This window comes from Bacillus vallismortis, from assembly GCF_004116955.1.
GTDB lineage: Bacteria > Bacillota > Bacilli > Bacillales > Bacillaceae > Bacillus > Bacillus vallismortis.
In genome coordinates this window covers 74,360-99,007 of sequence record NZ_CP026362.1, presented here as the reverse complement: position 1 = coordinate 99,007, position 24,648 = coordinate 74,360, and the positions used below count along the sequence as shown (strand labels likewise).

At 41.2% G+C, this 24,648-nt stretch carries 23 protein-coding genes, 1 other RNA gene and 1 pseudogene; 6 read left to right on the top strand and 19 right to left on the bottom strand.

Translation table 11 applies throughout. The features are described from left to right. Nucleotides 1-13: 13 nt before the first annotated feature. Entirely contained in the window at nt 14-1,366 is a 1,353-nt protein-coding gene (locus tag BV11031_RS00500; RefSeq protein ID WP_010328610.1) for an IS1182 family transposase, read from the bottom strand. 303 nt (nt 1,367-1,669) lie between these two features. Here BV11031_RS00500 and BV11031_RS00495 point away from each other — a divergent pair, with 303 nt between their 5' ends. Continuing rightward, on the top strand, nt 1,670-1,960 hold the full coding sequence (locus BV11031_RS00495; RefSeq protein ID WP_010328611.1) for a contact-dependent growth inhibition system immunity protein: 291 nt from the start codon (nt 1,670-1,672) through the stop codon (nt 1,958-1,960). Between the two features lie 43 nt (nt 1,961-2,003). Here BV11031_RS00495 and BV11031_RS22825 read toward each other — a convergent pair. The 6 genes and pseudogenes from BV11031_RS22825 to secG all read right to left on the bottom strand — a co-directional run. Beyond that, nucleotides 2,004-2,707: pseudogene (locus tag BV11031_RS22825) on the bottom strand (peptidoglycan-binding protein); the annotation flags it as partial. Between the two features lie 193 nt (nt 2,708-2,900). Next, nucleotides 2,901-3,263: a transfer-messenger RNA gene (gene ssrA / locus BV11031_RS00485) on the bottom strand. A 176-nt stretch (nt 3,264-3,439) separates the two neighbouring features. After that, a complete protein-coding gene (gene smpB, locus BV11031_RS00480; RefSeq protein ID WP_003220025.1) occupies nt 3,440-3,910 on the bottom strand; it encodes an SsrA-binding protein in 471 nt (156 codons plus the stop codon). A 144-nt stretch (nt 3,911-4,054) separates the two neighbouring features. Next, a complete protein-coding gene (rnr, locus tag BV11031_RS00475; protein ID WP_010328613.1) occupies nt 4,055-6,394 on the bottom strand; it encodes a ribonuclease R in 2,340 nt (779 codons plus the stop codon). A gap of 18 nt (nt 6,395-6,412) precedes the next feature. After that, nucleotides 6,413-7,153, bottom strand: coding sequence for an alpha/beta hydrolase (locus BV11031_RS00470; RefSeq protein ID WP_010328614.1), 741 nt, complete (start codon nt 7,151-7,153; stop codon nt 6,413-6,415). A 129-nt stretch (nt 7,154-7,282) separates the two neighbouring features. Continuing rightward, nucleotides 7,283-7,513, bottom strand: a complete 231-nt coding sequence (gene secG, locus BV11031_RS00465; protein WP_003220028.1) for a preprotein translocase subunit SecG — start codon at nt 7,511-7,513, stop codon at nt 7,283-7,285. 149 nt (nt 7,514-7,662) lie between these two features. Between secG and BV11031_RS00460 the strand changes: the two genes are divergently transcribed. Next, nucleotides 7,663-8,433 carry an alpha/beta fold hydrolase gene (locus BV11031_RS00460; protein ID WP_010328615.1) on the top strand — a complete coding sequence of 257 codons (771 nt, stop codon included), beginning with the start codon at nt 7,663-7,665 and terminating at the stop codon, nt 8,431-8,433. Between the two features lie 41 nt (nt 8,434-8,474). Here the strand turns inward: BV11031_RS00460 and BV11031_RS00455 are convergent, their stop codons facing one another. Then, on the bottom strand, nt 8,475-8,708 hold the full coding sequence (locus tag BV11031_RS00455) for a helix-turn-helix domain-containing protein (RefSeq protein WP_003220031.1): 234 nt from the start codon (nt 8,706-8,708) through the stop codon (nt 8,475-8,477). Between the two features lie 151 nt (nt 8,709-8,859). Here BV11031_RS00455 and rghR point away from each other — a divergent pair, with 151 nt between their 5' ends. The 4 genes from rghR to BV11031_RS00435 all read left to right on the top strand — a co-directional run bounded on the left by rghR (nt 8,860) and on the right by BV11031_RS00435 (nt 11,962). Then, nucleotides 8,860-9,264: a transcriptional repressor RghR gene (gene rghR, locus BV11031_RS00450; RefSeq protein WP_010328616.1), complete on the top strand. Its 405-nt coding sequence runs from the start codon at nt 8,860-8,862 to the stop codon at nt 9,262-9,264. 26 nt (nt 9,265-9,290) lie between these two features. Beyond that, nucleotides 9,291-9,710 (top strand): helix-turn-helix domain-containing protein, encoded by a 420-nt coding sequence (locus BV11031_RS00445; RefSeq protein ID WP_010328617.1) that lies wholly within the window; start codon nt 9,291-9,293, stop codon nt 9,708-9,710. Nucleotides 9,711-9,803: 93 nt separating this feature from the next. Continuing rightward, complete coding sequence (gene catR, locus BV11031_RS00440; RefSeq protein WP_010328618.1) at nt 9,804-10,127, top strand: catDE operon transcriptional regulator CatR; 324 nt, start codon at nt 9,804-9,806, stop codon at nt 10,125-10,127. Nucleotides 10,128-10,255: 128 nt separating this feature from the next. Next, nucleotides 10,256-11,962, top strand: a complete 1,707-nt coding sequence (locus tag BV11031_RS00435; RefSeq protein WP_010328619.1) for a methyl-accepting chemotaxis protein — start codon at nt 10,256-10,258, stop codon at nt 11,960-11,962. Between the two features lie 30 nt (nt 11,963-11,992). On the opposite strand, the gene BV11031_RS00430 is transcribed toward BV11031_RS00435, so the two are convergent. The 11 genes from BV11031_RS00430 to BV11031_RS00380 form a co-directional block, all read right to left on the bottom strand. Beyond that, nucleotides 11,993-13,372, bottom strand: a complete 1,380-nt coding sequence (locus tag BV11031_RS00430; RefSeq protein WP_010328620.1) for a HAMP domain-containing histidine kinase — start codon at nt 13,370-13,372, stop codon at nt 11,993-11,995. Beyond that, complete coding sequence (locus BV11031_RS00425) at nt 13,363-14,025, bottom strand: response regulator transcription factor (RefSeq protein WP_010328621.1); 663 nt, start codon at nt 14,023-14,025, stop codon at nt 13,363-13,365. Before BV11031_RS00425 ends, BV11031_RS00430 begins: the two co-directional genes overlap by 10 nt. Before the next feature lie 17 nt (nt 14,026-14,042). Continuing rightward, nucleotides 14,043-14,813: a lantibiotic immunity ABC transporter MutG family permease subunit gene (locus tag BV11031_RS00420; protein ID WP_010328622.1), complete on the bottom strand. Its 771-nt coding sequence runs from the start codon at nt 14,811-14,813 to the stop codon at nt 14,043-14,045. Between the two features lies 1 nt (nt 14,814). Continuing rightward, complete coding sequence (locus BV11031_RS00415) at nt 14,815-15,570, bottom strand: lantibiotic immunity ABC transporter MutE/EpiE family permease subunit (protein WP_010328623.1); 756 nt, start codon at nt 15,568-15,570, stop codon at nt 14,815-14,817. Continuing rightward, nucleotides 15,567-16,283 (bottom strand): lantibiotic protection ABC transporter ATP-binding protein, encoded by a 717-nt coding sequence (locus BV11031_RS00410; protein ID WP_010328624.1) that lies wholly within the window; start codon nt 16,281-16,283, stop codon nt 15,567-15,569. Before BV11031_RS00410 ends, BV11031_RS00415 begins: the two co-directional genes overlap by 4 nt. A gap of 13 nt (nt 16,284-16,296) precedes the next feature. Continuing rightward, nucleotides 16,297-16,794, bottom strand: a complete 498-nt coding sequence (locus BV11031_RS00405; RefSeq protein ID WP_010328625.1) for a NisI/SpaI family lantibiotic immunity lipoprotein — start codon at nt 16,792-16,794, stop codon at nt 16,297-16,299. A 474-nt stretch (nt 16,795-17,268) separates the two neighbouring features. After that, nucleotides 17,269-17,439, bottom strand: coding sequence for a gallidermin/nisin family lantibiotic (locus tag BV11031_RS00400; protein ID WP_003220055.1), 171 nt, complete (start codon nt 17,437-17,439; stop codon nt 17,269-17,271). Between the two features lie 73 nt (nt 17,440-17,512). Continuing rightward, nucleotides 17,513-18,841, bottom strand: a complete 1,329-nt coding sequence (locus tag BV11031_RS00395; protein WP_010328626.1) for a lanthionine synthetase C family protein — start codon at nt 18,839-18,841, stop codon at nt 17,513-17,515. Continuing rightward, the gene (locus BV11031_RS00390) at nt 18,814-20,658 is read right to left on the bottom strand and encodes an ABC transporter ATP-binding protein (RefSeq protein ID WP_129550669.1); all 1,845 of its coding nucleotides are present in this window, start codon (nt 20,656-20,658) and stop codon (nt 18,814-18,816) included. Before BV11031_RS00390 ends, BV11031_RS00395 begins: the two co-directional genes overlap by 28 nt. Continuing rightward, the gene (locus BV11031_RS00385) at nt 20,649-23,741 is read right to left on the bottom strand and encodes a lantibiotic dehydratase (RefSeq protein ID WP_010328627.1); all 3,093 of its coding nucleotides are present in this window, start codon (nt 23,739-23,741) and stop codon (nt 20,649-20,651) included. The genes BV11031_RS00390 and BV11031_RS00385 overlap by 10 nt, the downstream gene beginning before the upstream one ends. Nucleotides 23,742-23,963: 222 nt before the next feature. Then, complete coding sequence (locus BV11031_RS00380; RefSeq protein WP_010328628.1) at nt 23,964-24,635, bottom strand: ABC transporter permease; 672 nt, start codon at nt 24,633-24,635, stop codon at nt 23,964-23,966. Between the last annotated feature and the right edge of the window lie 13 nt (nt 24,636-24,648).

The following is a 24,648-nucleotide window of genomic DNA, read 5'->3' as shown; positions in this document are numbered from 1 at the left end:
AGCTCCCACATACCTAGCCCTGCTTGGCTAGGTATGTGGCAATCTTCTTCATGTTCTGGCATGCGGCTGTGAGGAGAACTTGTTCACTCACATTCCGTTTTCCCCTCAACCTGCAATAGCGAAGCCCATGCAGCTGTTTTGAATCTGCAAAGCTTCGCTCTATTTTTTCTTTTCTTTTTTTATAGAGGGTTTTTCCTGAAACAGATAAACGATTTTGTCTGACCTTTTCTTTATGGTCCTCCCATACATGCCGGGTGATGATCTTCTGGCGGTTCTTTGATCTTGTGCATTGCGCAAGCAATGGGCATGCGGAACAGGTTTCAGGATTTGATTTATATGACCTGTAGCCTTTTCGGTCAGTTGTTGAGTATGTAAGTACCTGCTGGTTCGGGCAAATGTAACTGTCTTGTTCACTGTCATAATGAAACTTCCATTTTGGAAACAAGCCTCTAGTAGGGTGATATCGTCTATGGGCAATAACGCCAAAAATATGGCGGTCGGCTAACCCTTTACAGATCGGAGTCGTTAAATAACCAGAATCAAGAGCGACGGCTTCTACTTCAAAATGAAATCGTGCAATTTGGTGATCTAATCGGTCAAGATAAGGCACAGAATCATGGACATTTCCAGGCGTAACATAGGCGTCGGTGATAATGTTATGTTTCATATCCGTTGTTCGGTGATCTAAGTAAAAGAAACCCTCCGGTTTGTTTTCACGATACATATATCCACTTTCCGGATCAGTGGTACTGTGGCGGATCTCTTTTTCAGCTTTCACCTCCTCTTTGGCCGGTAATGGCTTTTTTCCGTGCTCCTCCCGATCTTCTTGAATGGCTTCATTTAAATCTTTGATATAGTTTTGTGTATCCTGTTCAATCGTTTTTCTTGTGTATTTGTGCTTGTTGGCATTGGCTTTCAGATGAGTTGAATCGGTGAATAGGACACGTCCACCCACCATGTCATGATTGATGGCCTGAAGAACGATCTCATCAAAAATGTCTTGGAAAATCGTTGTATCTTTAAAGCGTGTGCGTCTGTTCCAGCTGATGGTGGAGTGGTGCGGAACTGGGTCATTGATATTCAGGCCCAAAAACCATCTGTACGCCATATTGTAGTAAATTTCTTTTTCAAGCTGTCTTTCTGAACGGATACCGTAGAGGTAGCCGATAAACATCATTTTGAATAAAATCAGCGGGTCGAGTGAGGGGCGGCCTTTGTTTTCGCTGTAGTAAGGCTTAACCTTTTCAATGATAAAAGAGAAGTCTATGTGTTTATCAATTTTTCGAAGCAAATGATCCTCTTCGACGAGTTGGTCAAGCAGAACAAATTCGGCTGCGTTTTGAGAAGAATTTCTTGTGTAGAACATGAGAAAGACACCGTCCTTTTTAGTCTTTCTTTTATTTTATTACAGAAGAATGGATATTTTAAGGAAAAATAAAGGCTGTCGAGATTTTCTCGACAGCCTGAGCCCTCTTTTAAGAAGGGCTTCTTTTATTAATTCAATTCCGCTACAGTTTTTGGTCCATAAATGCCTCAGCTTTTAATCCATTCATCAGCTAGAACCGTCTAACGGCGTCGGCGATTTTCAGTTCGTAATAGCTATCGATAAAATATAACGGTAACTTTATTCTTACAGGATATCCAACCAAATAGAAAAAGAGGAAGTATCATGGATGACAGTTATGATTTATTAGACGAATTAGAAAATTTTTTAGGTGCAACATTTCATCAAGATATCAGATCCCCTGAACACGCATTAGACGAATTTATTGAGGAAATGAGTAAAGAAGGTTTGCTATTTACAGTTAAATTTTGCGAAGAGTTTCTAAATAGCGATCTAACTAAAGAAGAAAAGGAAGACATTATAAAGTGTAATGCAGAAATATATTTCCCGACAATTGGATTACCACCTATAGAATGGTTCAAAAGTGTATTAGAAAAACTAAAAGGAGCTATTTAAAAGAAACACTGAAAGGCCCCCATTTTAAGAGGGCCTTTTTATATTACTTCAATTTCGCTTCAATTTTCGCCTTAGTTTTCGGACTGTAGATGCCGTCAGCAGTCAGGCCATTCACTGACTGGAACCGTTTGACTGCATTTGCTGTTTTCGGACCATACACACCGTCAATACCGTTATTCTTCGCCCCTTTATCCGGATAGAAATAAAGAGCTGCAAGCGCTCTTTGAATCTTAGTAACGTCGTCTCCTTTTCTCATCGGCTTTGTAACTTTAAAGATGCCAGAAGGCAGCGCATATGCCGTTTTTTTGCTGCTTGGTTTAGCGCTTGAGCCTGTGAGCTTTAATACTTGGCAACCCTTGATCAAGTTCGTGTTCTTGATACCGTTCAAGCTTTGAAGGGTTGCCATACTTACGCCTGTTTTCTGTGCAATGACAGAAAGAGCATCACCTTTCTTCACGGTGTACGTCGCCCCGTTAGCCTTTGTTTTTGTTTTCGTAGGAGAAGATGCTTTTTCACCACCAAGGCATTCTAATTCTGCAGCAATGCAATGGCCGTCTTCACTTGTTCCCATCTGCCTTCTGACAAAATACGGTGCGGGCAATACTTGCCTTTCCAGTCTTGATGCTTTCGTACACGATCAATACCCCAGCCGCGCTCTTTAAGCAACTGCGCTACAAACTTAATAGCCAGCTTTTCTGCCGCCTCATATTTAGCGCCTCCTGACTTGCTGTAACAGACTTCAACGCCAGACTGTAGTGCCGAAACAGGCGCTAGAGCAATGAAAAGACAAAAAAAGCGCTAAAAAGACAGCGCCGGCATCAGATTATAGGGTTTTGGTTCTTTTTAGCATAGCGACCAGTACAATTGACTGACTCAACGAAAAAACCGCAGTGCCTTCGAAAGCTTTAAAAGCCTTGATAGCACTGCGGTTTCAAAGTATGTATGGAGACGGTGGGAGTCGAACCCACGTCCAGAAACATCGATTACTTAAGCGTCTACGAGCGTAGCCTGCACATTTATGGTTTCACTCATCTTCTTGCCTGCGGGCGGGCCTTCCGAGAGCTAGTCTGTTCATCTCTTCTTACGTTCTCAGACGGGAACGCAAGCGTAGCCTACTTGGATGTGCTCTTCACAGACACATAGGCAATGTCAGGAAGAGCTCGCTGCGCTTATTAGGCAGCTAATGCTACGTTTTGGTTAAAACTGTTAGTTTTGCCAGTTATATTTAGATGCGTGTTTACGAGATCGCCTCTCGGCTCGCAGCTCAAGCTCGATCCATCCCTGTCGAATCCGTAACGTCCCCTTGTGATAAGGGAAATACGGGAGAAAATATCAAGCTCTCACTCAAACTGGCTATAGTCTTATTATAACATGATCACGGCGCTTTTCAATTGTCAAATCCTTGAAAAAAGCAGCTTTGTGATCTGATCGTGAACACAGTATAGCACAGGCCTGATTTTTGAATCAAGCACTATGCCTTCAGAAGCCTTTTTGACTGTCTCTGAACGCTCTTTCGATTTCCCGCTTCGCGTCCTTGCGCTTCAGGTCTTCCCGTTTGTCATAGTTCTTCTTCCCTTTTCCAAGGCCGAGAAGCACTTTGGCAAAGCCGTTTTTCAAATACAGCTTTAGCGGAACGAGAGAATAGCCTTTTTCCTTTGTTAAACCGATCAGCTTATTAATCTCTTTGCGATGCATTAACAGCTTTCTCGTCCGGAGCGGATCGTGGTTGTAGCGGTTTCCCTGCTCGTACGGGCTGACGTGCATATTGTGGAGAAACACTTCTCCCCGTTCGATTTTGGCGAAGGAATCCTTAAGGTTTACGCGGCCGGCGCGAATCGATTTGATTTCGGTTCCTTGCAGAACGATGCCTGTTTCATAGGTTTCTTCTATAAAATAATCGTGATTGGCTTTCTTATTTTGAGATAATACTTTTCCTGACCCTTTTGGCATGCCAGAACCTCCTCTCTCTAAGGAAAAACTGTCCACCTTTTGCGATACGCTCTATTTTACCAAATGTCACGTACCTCTACAATGAAAAGCTGTTTCCGAAAGAAAGCAAATAGAGCGGCGCGGCCCTATTTGCTGGTTGAGCTGTTATTTCTTCTTTTTCCGTTTCTGTTTCGGCGCGTTTTGAAAACCGCGTTTTTTCTTTTTTGGCTTCGGCTTCGTGAACCATTCCCCTTTTTCCTCAGATGGAGCTGGAGAAACAGGCGAATTGGTGCTTTGGACGCGTTTTCTGGCAGGCTTTCCGCGTTTTCTGCTCCGGCTGCTGTCCAGTTCCTTAGGACGACGCGGAGAGCCTTTCATGCCGACGATTTCAAAATCAATGTTGCGCTCGTCTTTATTGACATCGACCACCTTGACCGTGATTTCATCTCCAATGCGGAAGACGTTTCCTGTCCGCTCGCCGATCATTGCAAAATGCTGCTCGTCAAAGCGGTAGTAGTCATCGGTCATAAAGCTGACGTGGACGAGCCCTTCGATTGTATTCGGCAGCTCGACGAACATTCCGAAGTTTGTCACGGAACTGATCATGCCGTCAAACTCTTCACCGATTTTATCAAGCATGTATTCCGCTTTTTTCAGATCATCCGTTTCACGCTCGGCGTCAACTGCCCGGCGCTCCATTGATGATGTATGTTCGGCGATATCCGGCAGGCGTTCAGCCCACTTTTCCTGTGTCGCTTCATCGACTTTTCCGTTGATTAAATACGTTCGGATCAGACGGTGAACGATTAAGTCTGGGTAACGGCGGATCGGCGATGTGAAGTGCGTATAGAATTCCGTTGACAGACCGAAGTGCCCTAAGCTTTGCGGATCATATTTCGCCTGTTTCATCGAACGGAGCATGACAGTGGATATCACTGTTTCCTCAGGCCTGTCACGCACAGCGTCCAGAACGCTTTGCAGCGCGCGCGGATGAATATCTCCCGCGGTTCCTTTCACTACATAGCCAAATGTCGTGACGAACTCTAAAAACTTTTGCAGCTTTTCAGCATTCGGCTCTTCGTGAATCCGGTAAATAAACGGTACGTTCATCCAATGGAAATGCTCCGCTACTGTTTCATTCGCCACAAGCATAAATTCTTCAATCAGCTTCTCGGCGACTGAGCGTTCTCTGATGACAACATCTTTCACCGCTCCTTCTTCATCGACAAGCACCTTTGCTTCTTTGAAATCAAAATCAACGGCGCCGCGGTTCATCCGCTTATCACGCAGGATTTGAGCCAGGCGCTCCATGTCTTTGAACATGGGAACAAGAGGCTCGTATTTTTGTTTCAGCTCTTCATCATCGTCAACAAGAATTTGATTCACATCTGAATACGTCATTCTTTCTGTTGTTTTGATGACACTTTGGAAGATCTCGTGCTCCGTGACCTGCCCTTGGCTGTTAATGGTCATTTCACAAGAAAGGGTCAGGCGGTCAACCTTTGGATTTAAGGAACAAATGCCGTTTGACAGTCTGTGCGGTATCATTGGGATGACACGGTCAACCAAATACACACTCGTCCCTCTTTCTAGCGCTTCTTTGTCAATCGGCGAGTTTTCGGTTACGTAATGGCTGACATCGGCAATGTGCACGCCAAGCTTATAGCTTCCGTCATCAAGCTTTGTCACTGTAACTGCATCATCCAAATCCTTCGCGTCCGCACCGTCAATGGTGACAATCACCTGGTCACGAAGATCGCGGCGGTCTTTCAAGTCTTTTTCATCAATCGTATCAGGCGTGCTTGTCGCCTGTTCCATGGCATCTGCAGGAAATTCTCCCGGCAGGCCGTGCTTATGAATCACCGATAAAATATCGATGCCCGGGTCATTTTTGTGGCCGAGAATGGTTTCAATCTCGCCCTCTGCGTTCATGCGGCCTTCAGGATAGCTTGTCAGCTTGACAACAACCTTATGCCCTTCCGCCGCACCGTTTTTCCCATTTTTCGGGATAAAGATGTCACTCGTGATTTTTTTATCATCCGGAACAACAAAGCCGAAGTTTCTTGTTTCGGTATACGTACCGACAACCCGCTGAATCGCTCTTTCTAAAATGCGGATGACGGTCCCTTCCTGTCTGGAGCCGCTTGACTGTGAATTCAAGCGAACCATGACGATATCACCGTTCATTGCCGTATTCAGCTCATTAGGCGGGATAAACACATCGCTTAACGACGTATCCTCTGGCAGCAAAAAGGCGAATCCCTTTGCATGTGCTGAGATCTTTCCTTTTATTAAATTCATCTTTTCCGGAATCCCGTAGCGGTCGCTTCTCGTTCGTACGATAAGCCCTTTGTCTTCCAAGGCGACTAACGCTTTGACGAGTTCTTTAAACTCCTCGGCTTCCGTAATATTTAACATCTCCTCTAGTTCCTGAACAGTCAGAGGCTTGTACGCCTCTTCCTTCATAAACGAGAGAAGCTTATCCATAAATGCTTCTTTTTCCATTATTCAACCTCCTGTTGATTACCAATCGAGCTTCTCTAAAAATTCATACACATCCTGATGGACGAGGTCTCGTTCTTTGTCTAGCGTAATGACATGGCCTGACTCCTCGTACCATTTCAGGTGTTTATTATCAGTTTCCACTTCGTTGTAAATGATATTGGCGCTTTCGGTATTAATCATGTGATCATGTCGGGCCTGCACCACAAATGTCGGTGAATAAATCATATCGACATTGTTCCGCACATCAGCAATTAAGTTTTGCAGTGCCTTGAGCGTATTCATCGGCGTTTTTTCGAATTCCTTCATTTCCTCTTCAATTTGCTCTGGGCTTTTCCCCTCGAATTTTTTGTAATTGCGAGCGTATGAAAGGACGCCCTCGTACATGACCTCTTCACTCTTAATATGCATTGGCGCGCACATTGGGACAATTCCCTTTATGGGTACAGTGTAACCCAATTTCAGCGAAAAAACCCCGCCAAGCGACAGTCCGCAGGCAGCAATGCTCTCATAACCTTCAGATTTTAAGTATTCATAGCCGTCCATGACGTTTTTCCACCAGTCTTCAGGCCCCGTATGTACTAATTCTTCAGGAGGGACGCCGTGTCCTTCATATTGAGGCGCATGGCACGTATAGCCCCGTTCATTTAAGTAACGCCCCAGCATTCTGACATCCGCCGTATTTCCTGTAAAGCCGTGCAGCAACAGCACCGCTTTGTCTCCGCCTTTAAATGTAAATGGTTTTGGTGTCACAACTTTCATGCTCAGTCTTCCTTTCTATCTGCACGATCATTTTAGTTTTCCACAGTTTGCCCAGAAAAAAACGCTCTGAATATCACCAGAAACGTGAAAAAGGCCTGACTTCACATCAGACCTTATACAAACATTGCCCTATAGGATATAAGCAAGCGCAATCGTTAACACGAAAAACAAGACTGCCAGCACAACCGTGATGCGGTGCAAAATCAAATCAAGACCTCTTGCTTTTTGTTTCCCGAAGAGCTGCTCCGCTCCGCCTGAAATCGCACCAGATAATCCGGCACTTTTACTGGATTGAAGCAAAACGACAATAATAAGTGCAATGCTGACGATAACCAATAAGGTAATCAAAACCGCGTGCATCCCATACACCTCCAGACTCACTGGCCTACATTACTTCTATTTTACATGAAAAGGGTTGGCATGTCACGCTGTATCAAACGCCAAAAGGCGGGATAAGACGTATAATCTTGGTTACCCTATGCATATGAAAAGGTCAAAGGAGAAAAACAATGCCCCTTATCAGCATAGCCAGCAGAAAACATCTTTATTATGAGGAATATGGACAAGGAATTCCTATTATTTTTATCCACCCGCCGGGCATGGGACGTAAGGTTTTTTATTATCAGCGCCTTCTCTCCGAGCATTTCAGGGTGATTTTTCCCGATTTAAGCGGCCACGGCGACAGTGATCACGCGGATCAGCCAGCCTCCATCTCTTATTATGCAAACGAGATCGTGCAATTCATGGACGCTCTTCACATGGATAAGGCTGTATTATTCGGGTATTCCGCCGGCGGGTTAATCGCCCAGCATATCGGCTTTACCCGCCCGGACAAAATATCTCATCTTGTTCTGTCCGGCGCTTACCCCGCTGTTCATCACGTAATCGGAGAGAAGATTCACAAGACGGGGATGTATCTGCTCGAGAAGAACGCCGGTTTGCTCATCAATATCCTTGCTGTCAGCCACACAAAAAACAAAGAAATTCGACATCTATTAGCAGGCCATATGAAAAAAGCGGACCTTGTCCATTGGCATCAATATTATCAGGATTCGCTCCGCTACAACTGCATTGAACAGCTGCCTACTTTACACATGCCAATGCTGTTTATGTACGGCGGCCTGCGGGACTGGACCTTCCCTGCCTCAAGCTATTACCGCAAAGCTTGCAGCCATGCCGAATTTTTTAGGTTGGAATATCAGGGGCATCAACTGCCGACAAAACAATGGAAAACATGCAATGAACTGGTGACAGGGTTTGTGCTGACCCATCATTCTTAAGGATAGAAAACGCTTGGTCTCCTTGCGTTTTTTGGGTTCTTTCATTGACTTTTGTCAATAAAATCATAGTAAAAAAGATCCTCAAATTTCAAGTTAAAATAATGAAGCATTTTACCGATCACAAGCTGCCCCGGCCGTCTTTCTCCATTCAGCACGCGGCTCAGTGTGGCGGGTGAGACCCCGATTTCCAGCGCAAGCTGATTAAGGGAGTAATCGTTATTGACCATATACTGCAAGACATAATCACGTCTAATCTGTATCTTTTCTACTGGCATTTTCCTCACCTTCCATTCCTGGGAAACTTTTTTCTATACTTTTACATTACGGCTTATGTTAACTTTTGTCAATACATTTCCAACCCAACTATTCCCTTTAGTCAATAAACATACTAAAATATGAGTAACAGTGAGGGACGGGGTGAGATACATGGAAAGCTTTGGCGAACAATTGCGGTCATTGCGCGAAGAGAGAAAATTAACAGTCAACCAGCTGGCGACTTATTCAGGCGTAAGCGCGGCCGGCATCTCCAGAATCGAAAATGGCAAACGGGGCGTACCCAAACCCGCCACCATCAAAAAACTGGCGGAAGCCTTAAAAATTCCTTATGAAGGGCTTATGTATAAGGCAGGTTACATCGAAGAAGTACATGAAGCCAGGGCTCCTTATGAAACGAAGTGCAAGCTGCTTGAAAAAGCGGAGGCCTATGGCTTGAAAAATCTAGCTCTTCTTGAAAAAGAAAAGTGGCAATATCTCAATAAAGAAGATTTGCTCATGCTTGATCATTATTTTTCGTTTATTTCAGACGAAGCCAAAAAACGTTCTGCTGACTAATCCTTGATAGAAATGAGGCGATCACCATGTCACCGTTCGGACAGCAATTGCGGGAGCTGCGCCGCGCCCGCAAACTGACAGTGAATCAGCTCGCGGTATACTCAGGCATCAGCTCGGCAACCATATCAAAAATTGAAAACGGCAAGCGGGGCACGCCAAAACCTGCCACTATCAAAAAACTGGCGGCCGTATTGAAAGTGCCCTACGAAAACCTGATGACGGCAGCAGGACATATTCGGGCCTTTCCAGAAGAAATCCGCGAAGCTTCGGAAAGCTATCAATCTGTTTATGGCATTTATCAGACGGCTGTCACTCGCGGAGTGGAGCACCTCCCGATTTTCAATAGCCAAAAATGGGGATATCTCTCCAAACAGGATATTGAACATCTCAGCAAATACTTCGATTTTTTAGCCTCGGAAGCAAAAAATCGAACCTCTTCTTCATAATCCCCTGTATCTCTCTTCGTGCATTTTATCAATCACGCTTGGATACCTTCGCTCGTCATTTGCGTTATAATAGTGACAGACGAGGTGAAAAGTATGAACCAATCAGAAATGTGTCCTAGATTTGAAAAAGCAGTCGACATCTTGAGTAAACGCTGGGTCGCTTTGATCGTATTTCAGCTCTTGAACGGATCGCAGCGATTTAGCGAAATTGAAGCAGCACTTCCAAATCTAAGCGGCAGAGTTCTGTCAGAACGGCTGAAAGAACTTGAGCTTGAAGGAGTGGTGAAGCGGGATGTCATCCCCGAAACTCCGGTTCGCATCGAATATTCATTGACCGATAAAGGAAAAGCGCTAGCCCCCATTTTGGGTGAGATTTCGAAATGGGCGACGGATTGGATTGACCCTTCCTTTCACTGATGAATAGTAAAAACGGATCATCTCGATATGAGATATCCGTTTTTTTATTTTTATTTATTTCCAGATGAAAAATCAATTTCTCTGCCGATATATAGTACATCACAGTACTTATAAAGGAGAACACGTATATGCGATTGACGATTTCCCGCAAATTTAGCCTGGTATTTTTGACACTGATCCTGATCAATTTACTGATAGGCGGAATAGGCGCTTTTAATATGCAGCATATCATTCAAAAGACAGATGAAATCAACACACGATGGATCGATGGAATTAAGCAAATTACATCAATTAATTATTTGACGGAACACCTCTCTTCGAAAGAAAAAGACTTTCTCATTTATACAGAGAAAGAAAAAATGGATACGCTTGAAAAAGAGATGAGCCAAATCCTCAACGAGCTCAATCAAACGCTCGATAACTATGAAAAAACAATTTTCAGTAATAGCAGCAAAGAACGAAAGCTTTTCGAAGAACTCTCAGCTGAAGTGGACGCATATGCTGCGATTCATGGGCAGATTTTAGAGAGCGGCCGGACCAATGATATGGATAAAGCAAGAGGGCTGCTGACGCAGACTGAAGCTAAATTTGAGGACTTAAAAACAACAATCACCCAGCTTGTTGAACTGAATAAAGAAGGCAGCAACACAGCTGTGAAACAAGCCAAGGATGCTTATCATAAAGGACTCATTTATTCGGCTGTCCTTCTAACAGCTTCCATTGTTATCAGTGTTATGATTTGGTTATATATCAATCGCAGCATTGTGAAACCGATCATTCGCATGAAGAAATCCGCGAACGAAATTGCTGTAGGGAATCTGTCGAATGACATAGAGCCGCTCAACTCAAAAGACGAGCTGGGCGATCTGAACGAAGCGCTGCAAAAAATGGTAGGCAATCTGAGAGATATCGTCGGGTACTCAAAGGAAATCTCAAGCCGGGTTCTTTCCTCTTCACAGGTACTGACAACAGCAACAAATGAAACGAGATCCGGCAGCAAACATATTACCGAAACGATGAACGAAATGGCAGAGGGCTCTGAACAGCAGGCCCAAGACGCCGTGACGATTGCCGAATCGATGAACGAGTTCACCGAAAGCATTGACAAAGCCTATAATCACGGCATGACCATCAGCGATACGTCTCAAAATGTTCTCGGACTCGCGGTAAGCGGAAATGAAAATATGGCTACGTCATTGCAGCAAATGAAAACGATCCATCATATCGTTCAGGAAGCCGTTCATAAAGTGAAATCGCTGGAGCAGCATTCCCAGGATATCAACAAGCTCGTTCAGGTCATCAATGGCATTGCCGAGCAAACGAATTTGCTGTCACTAAACGCCGCGATTGAAGCTGCCCGCGCGGGAGAAAGCGGCAAAGGCTTTGCCGTTGTGGCAGAGGAGGTCAGAAAGCTGGCTGACGGCGTTTCTGATTCCGTGCAGGATATTACCCGGATTGTAGGCGGCACACAGCAGGAAATCCACGCTGTCATCAAGTATTTAGAAAGCAGCTTTACAGAAGTCGAAAAAGGAACAGAAAATCTGACAGACACCGGACAGGCTATGCAGCAAATCAAGCATTCCGTCACCAATGTCGCAGAAAGCATTAAGGAAGTAACGAATGGCCTGAAGCAATTAACAAACCAATCGATTACCATCAATCAATCGATCGAAAATATCGCTTCTGTATCTGAAGAGTCGGCCGCCGGCATTGAAGAAACATTTTCAATTACCGAGCAATCCGCCCACTCTATGGATCAAGTGCTCCAGAATGCCGAAGAGCTTGAGCAGCTGGCGAAGGAGCTCAATGAGAAGATGGATCAGTTCACCATTTAAAAATAACCCACGTCCCGTTAGGGCGTGGGTTTATTCCTTATTTAAGGGAATTTTGACTCGAACCTCTCCTCCACCCGCTTTCGTATTTCCAAGAGCAAGTTCTCCGTTGTGAAGGTTCACTGCATTTTTAGCAAACGTCAATCCCATTCCATAATGTCCTTTAGCATGGCGGCTCTTATCATCCATGTAAAAGAGTTCTGTTGCTTTTTTTAATGCTATTTCAGAAAATCCGCTTCCTGTATCTCTCACAAAAAAATAAAAAGACTCAGAATCGCATTTTGCATATACTGAGACGGTTCCGCCTTCCGGTGTATAGTCAACTGCATTTGTTAAGATGTTCAATAATGCCCTATGTAACAATTGCCGGTCTATTTGCGCTTCTTTCAATAGATGTTCTTTTTTGAACACAATGTTTATCTTTTTATTTCCTTTATAGGCGGATATATCTTTCTGTAACGTTTCTGTCAGCTTCTCTACAGATGCTTTCTCAAAATGAACCGTTAAGGAATCCTCTGTTTTCGATAGGTGAATGAGCTGATAAATATATTGTTCAATTTGATTTCCTGCTCCAAGAATATATTTTGTATACTCAGCTTGCTCTTCGTTTTGTTTTGACAAGCTGAGTAATTCAGCATTTCCCTTAATAATCGTAATCGGAATCTTGATGTCATGCGCCAAAGCGCCTATTTGTTCTTTTTTGTTTTTTTCCAAACGCCACTGTGCCTCAAGTGAGGACTGAAGTGCATCTCTCATTTCAATCAAAGAATCAATCACATCATCGAATTCCTTAATATGTGTAAATTCGGGAGTGAATTGCAAATTTTGCTCTTTTATATATCGGGTGATGACGTTCAATGTCTCAAAATGCTTTCTTAACCGATTCGCAAAGTAAGTTGTTATAATAGAAATCACTATAATGAGCAAGATAATCAAAATACAAATACTCGTTAATTCATAATTAGGAAGGTATTTTCTTAGTAAAGGCGAACCGAAATCGGCTCGTAATGAATACTGCAAAACACAATATTCATTACCTCTATCAATCACCATATATCCTTTTTGCTTATAATTGACATACGGTTTTTTTTCAATCTTTTTTTTGACCAGCTGCAGATCTTTTTCTTGAATAGTTCCAGCCGTTTTTTGTTTTGTTTCTTTGTCAAGGATGGCATATGACATTGTATCAGGAATCATATCGGCAGTTACTTCGTCGATGGTTTCCAGCTTCGGCGCAAGTTTTTCCGCTTCCCGTTCATTATAATTCGCTGGGTGTGAGAAACCTGTATTCATCGCGATCGTATTCACAAAAATATATAGCAGTGCAAGTACGACCAAGCTCACACATAGGGTCACCATATACTTTACCAGTTCTCTAAGAAGCGTTTTCCGGCTCTTCACACCTATTCCCATTTGTACCCAACGCCCCATACTGTTTTGATGGGATCTGCATGATGCTCTTTACATTTTTTTCGAATCGTTCTGATAAATTCAGTAATGGTTGAATACAAGGCATTCCCCTCTAATCCATATATCTCCTCGTAAATTTGTTCTCTCGAAAATGTTCTCCCTTTATGTTGAGCTAAAAATTCACAGATTTTATATTCATTTTTTGTTAGGTTGAGTTTGTTGTTATTGATAAATACCTCTTTACTATCAAAATCAAATAAAAAACCGGAGATCACTCTCTTCGATTGGTGTTTATCTCTCTGTTCCCTTCTTAAGTGAGCATTCACTCGGGCACTAAGCTCTTTAACGCCGAACGGCTTTGTAATATAATCATCTCCACCGGTAATAAGCCCTTTTACTATCGCTTCCTCTTCCGTTTTAGCTGTGAGGAATAAAATGGGACAATCAACCAAAGGCCGTATTTGTTCACATAACTCAAATCCGTCAATATCCGGCATCATTACATCTAGCAAAATTAAATCATATCCTTGAAATACATCGGGCGGCTGTCCATGAACGTGCTCTAAAATGTCAACTTGATGCTGGTCACGGCGCAGAATATTTTGTATCAGGACAAGAATATCTTTTTCATCATCGACAGCAAGGATTTTTGCCATTTCCCGGCCCCCTCATACTATTCAAATGTTTTTCTGCCTTCCCATTTACTAAACCAAATAAGACTGGCAATAATTGTACATATTATACCAAAAACCATGATCAATACACCTGAATGTATTTCATGCATTAACAAAGGGTGATTCCCTTGATTTACTTCTTTAAAGTGAAGTAATCCATGTAAATCTGACAATCTAATCCCCCAAGCCCACGGGTTATATTTCCATACCGCATCGCCTAGTCCAGTGTTCATTAGAGCTGTCATGAGCAGGCCGGCTCCTCCTATCAGGACAGAAGCTCCCATTCCAAACATACAGCTAATAAAAAAGTAAATACAATATAGGACTACACTGCCCGCAACTAGCCAGGCACCACCCATTATAAACATATCGTAAGACAAATCCGGCACGTTTAAAATAAACTTTAGCCCTATGAAATAGATCAATAGCGCTAAACCAATAGAGAAAACCTCCATGATAAGCAGCATGAACAATTTACTGACATAAGCTATCACTTTCGGAGCAGTGCTCCCTAGTAACACATGAAATTTCCCCGCCTGTTCTTCTAAGGTTGCAGTCATTCCGCACAGCACCCCGATGAGCAGCGGCAATGCTACTCCAATAGCTTCCATAAAAGACTTATACAAGTGAAATTGGCTTTGATCTCTCCCATAAAAATAGAGGATCAATACGCATGAACAAACGATTGGAATAATAAAATGCAGCCACATAAAGGAGGTGTGCTTGGTTTTCTGGAAATCGGCTTGTAAACACCTCAAAAGCACTCTCACCTTACATCGCCCCCTGCTTTTTTGTTCTGTAATCGATGGAAGGAGCAAATGAACGGCTAGTGAAAAATGCCAGTATCAAAAATAATAGAATAGAAATCACTATAGCAGGAGGGATGACCAGCCAACTCAATAAAGGATCATTATTCTCAAGCAGCAGGCCATTAGGGTGAATACCAATAGTTGGAGCCATCATTCGAATTGGCCAGCTCCACGGAATGAACCACCAAAAGGAACGAGAGGCCGGCATAATGCCCAGAACGAAGGTTCCTATCAGATTTAACATGACCGCTATTGTCAACCCCCACTTTTTGGCCACAAATAAACAGAGTGGTATCTGCCAAAGACTTGTTAACCATAGCAACAAGCTTGCAGCGATTGTAGAAAGCGTAATAATGGCAAAATCAGCTATAACGAATCCCATGAGTAACATAAAAATCAAAAATACAATCTGAGATAATAGTGAATAAATGACAATAATGATAATTTTAGCATACCATACTTTCCCCAGATTTATAGGCAATGAATACGTCCCATTATAATCGGAGGCCTTTTTTTCTTTTTGATGAGATAAAGAACAAAATAAAGCAATCATTACCGGCATAAACAAAATAGACCACCAGTTATAAGTGCCTGATACAAAAAACTGAACGTTCATTAAAAAAGAAAAACCTATATTAAGAAGAGGTACAAAGATAATCATTTTTCTAGAAAACGTCCTCTTAAACTTTAGGTTTTCGGCTTTTATATAATTTATCATCTTTTGACACCTTCTTTTTCACGGCTTGCCTTTACCACTTCCATAAATAAGTGCTCCAAATCATCCGCCTCGTTTATTTTCCCCTCGTACCCGAGATGACCGCCGACGATAATGCCGATATGGTCTGCAATTTGCTCTACTTCTGAAAGAATGTGACTAGATAAAATGACCGTGATTCCCTCCTGAGGAAATGAGCGAATAAGGTCTCTAAGTTCCTGTATTCCTATTGGATCTAACCCGTTCGTAGGTTCATCAAGAATTAATAATGTAGGGTGATTTAATAGGGCGATTGCAATTCCAAGCCGCTGCCTCATTCCCATCGAAAACTGCCCTGCTCTTTTCTTCCCAGCATGCAGCATATCCACAGTCTTTAGCACACTGTGTATGCGATCTTCGGGAAGGCCGAGCAGCGTGGCATGTACTTTCACATTTTCAAATGCTGTTAAATTATCGTAAAGAGGCGGAGATTCTATTAACGATCCGATATTTTGCAGATCAGATCGTTTCCATTTATGTCCGTCAAAGAAAACCTCACCTGACGTTTTCCGTAAAATTCCCGTTAAAATTTTTAGGGTTGTCGATTTTCCAGCTCCATTTGGTCCCAGCAGGCCGTAAATGCTGTTTTTTTGAACAGTTAGTGAAACATCTGAAACAGCTGTTTCTTTGCCAAACCTTTTTGTAAGACTTTTGGTTTCTAATAAGACTGTACTCATGTCACTCTCTCCCTTATTCCGTTTCATTCTTTATCAAGACCGCTCGATAATACTCACGATTAAACTCAACAATGATTTCCTCGTTGACATCGGTTTCCTCGTTTATACTGTAAACCTTCCCATAGCGTAAAGGTTTTTTCTCTCTGATTTCATCCGGGTCATTAGAGATATACGGTTCTTTTAGTTCTTCTTCCGACCATCTCTTTCCATCACCATCTACAAAGAAAGTTTGGCCTATAGCCCCTATTACTTTTCCTTTTTTGTCTTCATCAACTTTATCTTTCAGCTGATAAAGTTTATCGTCATAGACCACTTGATCGAGTTTTCCCTTATCAATCAAGCTCTCCATTGTTTCAGATGTCTCGTTTTCGTTGTCATCAGTAAAATGCATTGTTTTTTTCGTTTCTTCAACAACCTTATCTTTAAACTTTGTGAATGATTGACAAGCCGATAACGTACATAAAACAATGAAACAGCCTAACAGGTTTACACATCTTTTCAAAAACAACATACACCACCTCAATCTTATGAAATTTCCCAATCGCTGTTAATTACCGACTTTATTTAGCCATATGAAGATGCTTTTTTACCGGATGCAGACCATTCTAGAATACTTTTATCAAAATTTAATCAAAAAACATTTCCAAGTGGAAACTTTAGGCATTTGGGGGCCAGCTCCACGATCACATGCCAAATAAAAAAAGTGTGATCAGATCACACTTCCTCACTCTAGACAAAACTATTCATCTCCAAATTAAAATGATTGTCTTCAAATATTCTTAACTAAAATCCCTGTTAAGAACCCTTGATTCATTCATCTCTTGTCAATGGTCCCTTTATCCCCCATGAAGCTGAATATAAAAAACGGGTGTGAGATATAACTCTTTCACACCCGTTGCTTTTCACATGTCTCAACTCTAAAAAGATAAGTATGTATGACGCTCAGAAGTGCAAGGAGTCGAGGCAAAGTGATTAGTGGTTTTACTTATTTAGAGATTTTGCAGTTACAAGTAAGTGTTTGTAGGAAGCAAGTTTGCAATGCACCCGTTACACATCCTGGTGTGCAAAGTGATTCACTTTTCCATTGAGGAGTGATTTTAGAGTCTTGTTTAGAGACTTTTACAACATCCAAATCGAAATCATCGAACTTTGACATATTGGTCACCTCCTTTCAATACCTATATAGTAACGGAAAAATATCAAGATTTTATCATTTTTTCCTTTTTTTATTAAATTAATAATGCTTTTGTCCAATCTGTTTTTGATCCTAATTCCATATTTAACATCCCTAACCCTACACCTACAGCGCCATCCAACAGACCAACGTACTGCAAAGGCACCACTTCGTCCCCTTCCATTGATTCATAGTTATGGAATCCAAAGATATAATCCTTGTCATAGAAGCTCATAATCTTTTGTTTGATCTCTTGAAGCTCTTCCTTAAAATACTCTTGTCCGGTGAGTTGATTGACGGCCAGCATAATCTGACCGATACCGCTATAACCATGGCATACGGTAGGTGAATAAATTCCCTTTATATCAGATATTGTGTATCTTAAATTTTGTACTCCGATATTTAAAAGTTCAGGATTTTGAAGTGCTTTTCCAGCTTTAACAATCGCCAGACATACACCAGGTCTCCCATAACACCAAGCATCTCTGCTAAAATTGACTGCGTTAGGCGGAGATCCGTTTTGATACTCCTCAAAGCTAATAATTCCCTTCCAAAACAAGCGGTCTTGCTCTTCTTTTTCGGAAAATCGCAGTAGGAAGTCCACCATTTTTTCAATCGCGCGTTCTTGCCCCTTTACTTCAATTCCTTGCATGAGTGCTGAAGACAGAACACAAATAGGACCAGGTATTCCATGTGCTAATCCCATATTAAAATTGCCGTTAGGATAAGCTTTTTTTTCAATATCAGTAAACTGATGTTGAGAAGGAATATGCCACCCAGGAACTGTTTCTCCATCTACGGTAATGTCTTCGGTTAACCTAACCAGATAGGTTAACATATCAATTAACAAGTCTCCCATAGCCTTATCTTCTTGAAATAGCAGCAGATAGCTTGCAATGCCGCTAACTCCTTCTATCACATCGTAGTCACTCATATACACTTGCCGCTGCTCAAAATCAGCAAGCAATTGAGGTACGGTTTCAGCCAAATAGTCGTTAATACTAGAAATCAAACCATTATAATAGGTGAAATGTTGCGATAAACAGACTGCTGCCAGCCCAATGCCAGCTGCTCCAGAAAACATTGAAGGAGTATGCAGCCCGTTTTCTTTTATTTCATTTACTAAAATCGACAAATATTGATGTCCTAGGTCGTCCCATCCTTCCTCAGGAAAATGGGCGTGCAATTCGGCATATAGCATGCAAATGCCAGGTATCCCGTGACTCAAAGCAGTTGACTTCCAAGGGATCAGCGGAACTTCACCGATGCTGCGAAAATTATCTTTTTGATTCACTATTTCAAGCACTTTATCGTAATTAGAAATTTGACGAGCCATTTCTTTCACAATTTCAACTTCTATCCCTGATACAGTGCCTCTTTCCATTTGGTGCCTTCCTCCTCTAATGGATTCATATAGTTCTCGGATTCATCCATTTTTTTATATAACGGACATGTTTTTAATAGCTCTTCATGTGATCCTATTCCTACAATTTCTCCTTCATCCATTACAATGATTCGATCTGCAAGTTTGGCAGCAACTAATCGATGGGAAATAAAGATTCCTATTTTATCTTTTGACAAGCTGAAAAAAGTATCGAAGGTTTCTTTTTCTGCAATTGGATCCAGCGCAGAACTGGGCTCATCCAAAATATACAAGGAAGCCTCCCTAAAATAAGCTCTTGCCAAAGCAATCTTTTGCCATTGTCCGCCGGATAACTGTCTTCCTTCATCAAACCATAGTCCGAGCTGTGTATCGAATTGATAGGAAGAATGGCTTTTTAAGAAATCGGCCTTTACAACATCGAGAACTTCATGCATTTTGTTTGTTTGATGTAGTTTATCAATTTGTCCGAATCCTATATTTTCTTTTAATGTCATTTCGTATTTCATAAAGTCTTGAAATAGCGCTGCAATTTGGTTCATATAACTTTCCATATCCAGTTCTTTAATATTTGTTCCATTAATCAAAATGTCGCCCTGCTGAACTTCATATAGGCCGGTAAGGAGCTTAATGAATGTACTTTTCCCTGATCCGTTTGGCCCGACAATGGCTACACGTTCTCCTTTATGCAAGGAAACGTTAATATGTTTCAGTGTCTGTTCTCCTTGGTTGGGATAGATAAAGCTGACATTTTGAAAAACAACAGAATGAATAGGCTCAACAATTGGCTTCTTGTGACCTTGACTTTTCTCTTCTTTTAATTCCAGAAATTCATACAATTGATTCATATAGAGATTGCTGTTATAGATCGAATAAATGCTTGTCATGATAGATTGTGAGTGATTTTGCACCAGCGAAACCGATCTGATATAGCTCATTACATTACCGACCATTATTTTTCCCGCAAAAGCAGACATGATGGCAATAAAAATAATGACAGCTCCAACTAATTGCACTGCAATCTCATATATGAGGTTCAAATACGTTTTCTTTCTTAATATCTTTGTATCTTGTTCTATAAATGATTTTTTGATATCCCAGTACTTGTTTAATAAATAATCCTTAAGGTTATACAATTTTAATTCTTTAAAAGAAAAGTCATGTGTGAGTATATAGCTGATATACCAAGACTTTCTTTCCTTTCCTGCCCTTTTCCAGTGTATAAAAAATTCTTCCTGCCCAATTTTCAAGAAATAGAAAAGAGAAATGACCGGAATAACCAACAACAGGAGTGAGACTTTAGGATTCCATGACATCAAAAACGCAATTGATGAGAGCAGCGTCACAAAGGATGTGATCATTGTAATGATGGCTTGAATAATCTGATAGGGTTTATAACTGATCTCTTTCGTTACCCTCTCTAATTTGTCATATATTTCCGGGTTTTCAAAGTCCTTGAGAGCTAAATTACTGCTCTTTTTCATAACTTTATAGTTAAGCTTATAACCAATATTTAATTGAAATTTGCCATTATAAAATTCGGAAACCTGCGAAATGAGCTCCGAAAAAAAAGATACCCCTAGATATGTCAAGAAAATGGTAATAACAATTGAAACATCTTTCCGGATCGTCACAAGGGAATTAATCAGTTCTTGTGAAATATATAGTGAAACAATTGGCAGAATACCGGTAATAATGCTGAATACTATCAACTTTAAAAACAGTGATTTTTCTAAGGTGAAAATCAACTTGAACGTCTTAGGCATTTGTTTCATGATAAACAGCAGCTCTTTTAGCTTCAGTTGTTCCTTTACTTCCATACTAAACTACCATTCATCTTGTGATATCGTTGCGCATATAAAGAATGTCTGCATAAGGTAAGAATTTTATTTTCTAGTTCTCTGTCAGTTCCAAATAAACGATTGCAATGCAGATGGATGACACTTCCTATGCGTGAATAAATCTCATCTTTGTTATCAAATGCCTGTTTGATTAAACTTGCATAATGAGCTGCGGCCATTTTTCTTGCTTTCAACGTTTCATATAGTATTCTGCCATCACTTGTTTTCTTGAGATGATCCCAATCTCGATCAGAATTGCACATCTCAATATACAGTTCTCGATCCTTTTTAAATTCAGTACGATACTCATTCTGCAAGGAATTTCTCTCTAAAAAAGTTAACTGTTCTTCAAACGTTAGCTCGAACTGTTCTAAAAACTGTATAACCGAAACCATGCCTGCAATTTCCTTGCTTATCGCTATATCTTTCATCCGGTGCATTCTAATTATCGTTTCAACAACTTTGCTGTCTTCACAGAAAAGTTGTTCTGCAGCGTCCATTAGATATAATCCGCCATATCGTTCTATCTCCCGCTCGTATTGAGTGATAACAAACTCTGAAGCCAGCCCTTTTTCTCTTAAGCTTTTCAGCCAATTCAATAGTTGAGGAAACAAGCTGTACAGCACTTCGGCTTTTCCATTCAATCTAAATCTTACATGGGGCTTTGGATCCCGATACCTCATAAAGAAATGTCTGACTGGATATTGATCAGAAATCTGGTTATAAAAATCCGCTATTTCAAAAGCAATTAACTCTTCTTCCCTTGTTTGTTTACAATAAAGCTTAATAAACAGCCAATCTTCAAATGGCATTTTTACTCTGTCGGAACCACTTTCCTCTATTGCGTTAAGAATCGGTAAATTCAATGGTTTTTCTGGCTGTTTTCTGAGCAGCGGAACGACGATTTCTCCAGAATAGACATGTTGGTCTCTATCCATCAATGCATCTTCATCATGCTCAGCAGCCATAAGTTGTAATGGCTGGTTATGGTCCGTTTTTTTCAGTTCCCAGAAAAAAACCTCCAAAGTACGTTCATCCTCTATATCAATCAATAATCGATTGTCTGCGTTAACGATATAAAATGTTTGCGGCAGTTCATAAGTACGATGAAATTCAAAAAAAGCAGATTTCATCTCTTCTAGTGATGAATTCGAGTGCATGCTTACATCACTTTTGTATATCAGCCATTGTTCGCATGATAAGGTTATCTCTTTATATTTGATTTCAGGGATATACTTGAAATCACTATAGATGCCAACCCAAGGGAAGTCACTCCATTTTCTTTTTCCGTCCCTTGAAATTTCTAATAAGAATCGTATAGCGTTTGTCATTAACAACGGATTAAACATATGATTTGATTCAAAAGACAGAATTTCGCCAGTTGTTTTATGTCTAGCATAAAAGATATCGTTCTTATTGATTCCAATTAGAATATCTTCTGCTTTGACGGAATCATTAAGATGCAGAGCGCTATTCGTAAAAAGAGACATTTCTTTTTCTCGGTAGCTTACATTTCTAGTTACATTTCCAGACCTGACCTGATTAGGTACAATACTCAACTCACAAACTTTCGAATGTTTCTCTGTTAACTCTTTCTCCTTGTTATGTAAGGCCTCTATGACTCCACTGATTGAATCAGACATATAGGAAAACCTGCCAAATGTTTTCCCTGCGCGGGTTGACCCCACGTTAGGGCCTAAATAAAGCATGACTTTCCCATTTCGTAATTTAACAAAGAAATTGAGCTCAAGTGATAAAGGGATCTCTTCATCAGAAATGGTAGCGTTGCATATGCTATGGAATGTTTCGTCATTTAATTGAATAGGAGCTTTCTTTCTAACTGATTCAAAATACTTTCTCAGGAAAAATTGTTTCATTTCAGGTGAAAATTGATCCGGAAATGATGTTTCTTCAAAGAATTCATTAGCAGGATTCGTATAGGTAGCAGGCGCACCGATGCCAGTGTTTGAACAAAGCATTTCTAAAAGCGGAACTTCTCTTTCATATCCATAGCGCTCCAAAAAAACATGTTTGTACTTTTCTAAGTGGTCTACATTCTTCGCGGAGGGAGAAGCCATATAAGTAAACATGCTGGCCAATTCACTTATGGCAAGAGATGTTTCATGATCTAGTTGAATAGAGGAGTCTGCTAATCCAGCGTCTACTTGCAGAGGAGATGATGTCTTTATGAGTTTATCCATTGTTTCAATCAGATTTACATACTGATGCTCCCCCTCTCCGATCGCGATTCGATTATATGTATCTATCTGATATTGAATGTTCTTACAAGCCTGAATGAGATCATTCGGAATATGGCTGTTTTCCGCTTGAACAATTACATACTGAAATTGATCTGAAACAGTCATTGGCGGACGTAAATTTGATATCAAGAACTCTTTGTCAATAAGGTCTGTTACATACTGATTAATTTTATTGATTGGGGTATTTGGATAGTTATCTACCAAACAACGGATCATATCTTGATAAGCAGCAGATTCACCACAAAGTTCTTTTACCAAATGGAAAACCGAAGTCGCCCGAACACTAACTTCTTCAGATTTTCCATCTGTACTGTACAACAAGTAAGCCCGGTCACCTTTCATATAGCAAGCGGAATTTAATGTGAAAGAAAGCCGATCGGTGTATTCATTTTCCAATTTTCTAATGAGTTGATAGAGCCACTTAAAATCAACCCGAGCCTTTTTGTAAAATGAGTGTTGGTCAAAAGACAATTGATTTTTATTGGCGAAAGACCCTATTCCCACCGAAGAAAAAAGGCCAAAAGGTGTGGTTCTCGTTGCTCTTCTTGTTGCATACTTCAAAATAGCCTGCTGAAAGTTGCGCTTTTTTTTCCCTTTTAATTTATTCGGCGATTGCAGGAAAGTATGTATTGTTTCGTAAAGCGTCCTGCTGGATACCAGTATTTGTTCACGAAACAATGAATCGTTGCAAAGGTCATATAATAACTGATCGATATCGTGAGAATTCTCATTTTTTAAATCTTGATGTACTAAAGGAATCCGAATCATATAATGATCTATAGGTGTATATAAGGATTTCATATTAGTCTATAGCCCCCCATATTTATCCACTTTATATAATAACAACAATTCTACATCCCTCTGCAGAGTCCTCCATTTTATTCTATTTAAACCAAAATTATTACAATACTCTACTTATACTTTACATTCTAAAAATCAAAAAAATATCAAGATTCACCCAATAAATACCATAAAAAAAGGACTCTTTTCCCTATCTCAGAAAAGAATCCTTTTTGCTTAGGTCTACACATTTATTACCTTGCTTCTGTTTTTTTGTTTCACTGGATTCAACACCCTTTCAATCCAAGCCATAATTAAATCTGCTCCTATAGCCATCACCGCAGTCGGTATCGCGCCGGCGAGAATAATCGCAGTTCCGTTTGTGGCGTTTGAGCCGCGGACGATCATGTCCCCAAGGCCGCCGGCGCCGACAAATGTGCCGATTGCCGTAATCCCAATGGCAATGACGAGAGCCGTGCGCAAGCCTGCCATAATAACGGAAAGCGCGAGCGGAAGCTCAACCATCCGGAGCACCTGGAATTTCGTCATGCCCATTGCTTTTCCCGATTCTAAGTAGGCGTATTCAATGCTGATAATGCCTGTGTAGGTATTTCGAATAATCGGCAGAAGGGAATAGAGAAATAATGATACAATCACAGTGTTTGCGCCGAGCCCCATGACAAGCATCAAGACGGCCAGCATGGCAAGCGCCGGGATGGTCTGAATAACGTTTGTGACGGCAAACACCCAGGCTGACAAGCGGCGATAATGCGCAATAAGGATTCCGACCGGAACCCCGGCGACAGCGGCAAACACGACGCCGTAAGCCGACATGAGAAAATGGCGGCTGAATTCTTCCATGACGTAGCTTCCGTTTTGCGTGTAATACGTCATTAACTGTTCAAGCACGTTCATTGCCTTCGTCCCC

Bases quoted from the DNA above. Each gene is read 5' to 3' on its own strand.
- BV11031_RS00405 (WP_010328625.1), bottom strand. From the start codon at position 16,794: ATGTTGTTTTTGAAAAGATGTGTAAACCTGTTAGGCTGTTTCATTGTT.
- BV11031_RS00380 (WP_010328628.1), bottom strand. From the start codon at position 24,635: ATGAACGTGCTTGAACAGTTAATGACGTATTACACGCAAAACGGAAGC.
- BV11031_RS00410 (WP_010328624.1), bottom strand. From the start codon at position 16,283: ATGAGTACAGTCTTATTAGAAACCAAAAGTCTTACAAAAAGGTTTGGC.
- rghR (WP_010328616.1), top strand. From the start codon at position 8,860: ATGGAAAGCTTTGGCGAACAATTGCGGTCATTGCGCGAAGAGAGAAAA.
- rnr (WP_010328613.1), bottom strand. From the start codon at position 6,394: ATGGAAAAAGAAGCATTTATGGATAAGCTTCTCTCGTTTATGAAGGAA.
- BV11031_RS00430 (WP_010328620.1), bottom strand. From the start codon at position 13,372: ATGGGAATAGGTGTGAAGAGCCGGAAAACGCTTCTTAGAGAACTGGTA.
- BV11031_RS00500 (WP_010328610.1), bottom strand. From the start codon at position 1,366: ATGTTCTACACAAGAAATTCTTCTCAAAACGCAGCCGAATTTGTTCTG.
- secG (WP_003220028.1), bottom strand. From the start codon at position 7,513: ATGCACGCGGTTTTGATTACCTTATTGGTTATCGTCAGCATTGCACTT.
- BV11031_RS00460 (WP_010328615.1), top strand. From the start codon at position 7,663: ATGCCCCTTATCAGCATAGCCAGCAGAAAACATCTTTATTATGAGGAA.
- BV11031_RS00495 (WP_010328611.1), top strand. From the start codon at position 1,670: ATGGATGACAGTTATGATTTATTAGACGAATTAGAAAATTTTTTAGGT.
- BV11031_RS00395 (WP_010328626.1), bottom strand. From the start codon at position 18,841: ATGGAAAGAGGCACTGTATCAGGGATAGAAGTTGAAATTGTGAAAGAA.
- BV11031_RS00390 (WP_129550669.1), bottom strand. From the start codon at position 20,658: ATGGAAGTAAAGGAACAACTGAAGCTAAAAGAGCTGCTGTTTATCATG.
- BV11031_RS00445 (WP_010328617.1), top strand. From the start codon at position 9,291: ATGTCACCGTTCGGACAGCAATTGCGGGAGCTGCGCCGCGCCCGCAAA.
- catR (WP_010328618.1), top strand. From the start codon at position 9,804: ATGAACCAATCAGAAATGTGTCCTAGATTTGAAAAAGCAGTCGACATC.
- smpB (WP_003220025.1), bottom strand. From the start codon at position 3,910: ATGCCAAAAGGGTCAGGAAAAGTATTATCTCAAAATAAGAAAGCCAAT.
- BV11031_RS00425 (WP_010328621.1), bottom strand. From the start codon at position 14,025: ATGGCAAAAATCCTTGCTGTCGATGATGAAAAAGATATTCTTGTCCTG.
- BV11031_RS00455 (WP_003220031.1), bottom strand. From the start codon at position 8,708: ATGCCAGTAGAAAAGATACAGATTAGACGTGATTATGTCTTGCAGTAT.
- BV11031_RS00400 (WP_003220055.1), bottom strand. From the start codon at position 17,439: ATGTCAAAGTTCGATGATTTCGATTTGGATGTTGTAAAAGTCTCTAAA.
- BV11031_RS00415 (WP_010328623.1), bottom strand. From the start codon at position 15,570: ATGATAAATTATATAAAAGCCGAAAACCTAAAGTTTAAGAGGACGTTT.
- BV11031_RS00435 (WP_010328619.1), top strand. From the start codon at position 10,256: ATGCGATTGACGATTTCCCGCAAATTTAGCCTGGTATTTTTGACACTG.
- BV11031_RS00385 (WP_010328627.1), bottom strand. From the start codon at position 23,741: ATGAAATCCTTATATACACCTATAGATCATTATATGATTCGGATTCCT.
- BV11031_RS00470 (WP_010328614.1), bottom strand. From the start codon at position 7,153: ATGAAAGTTGTGACACCAAAACCATTTACATTTAAAGGCGGAGACAAA.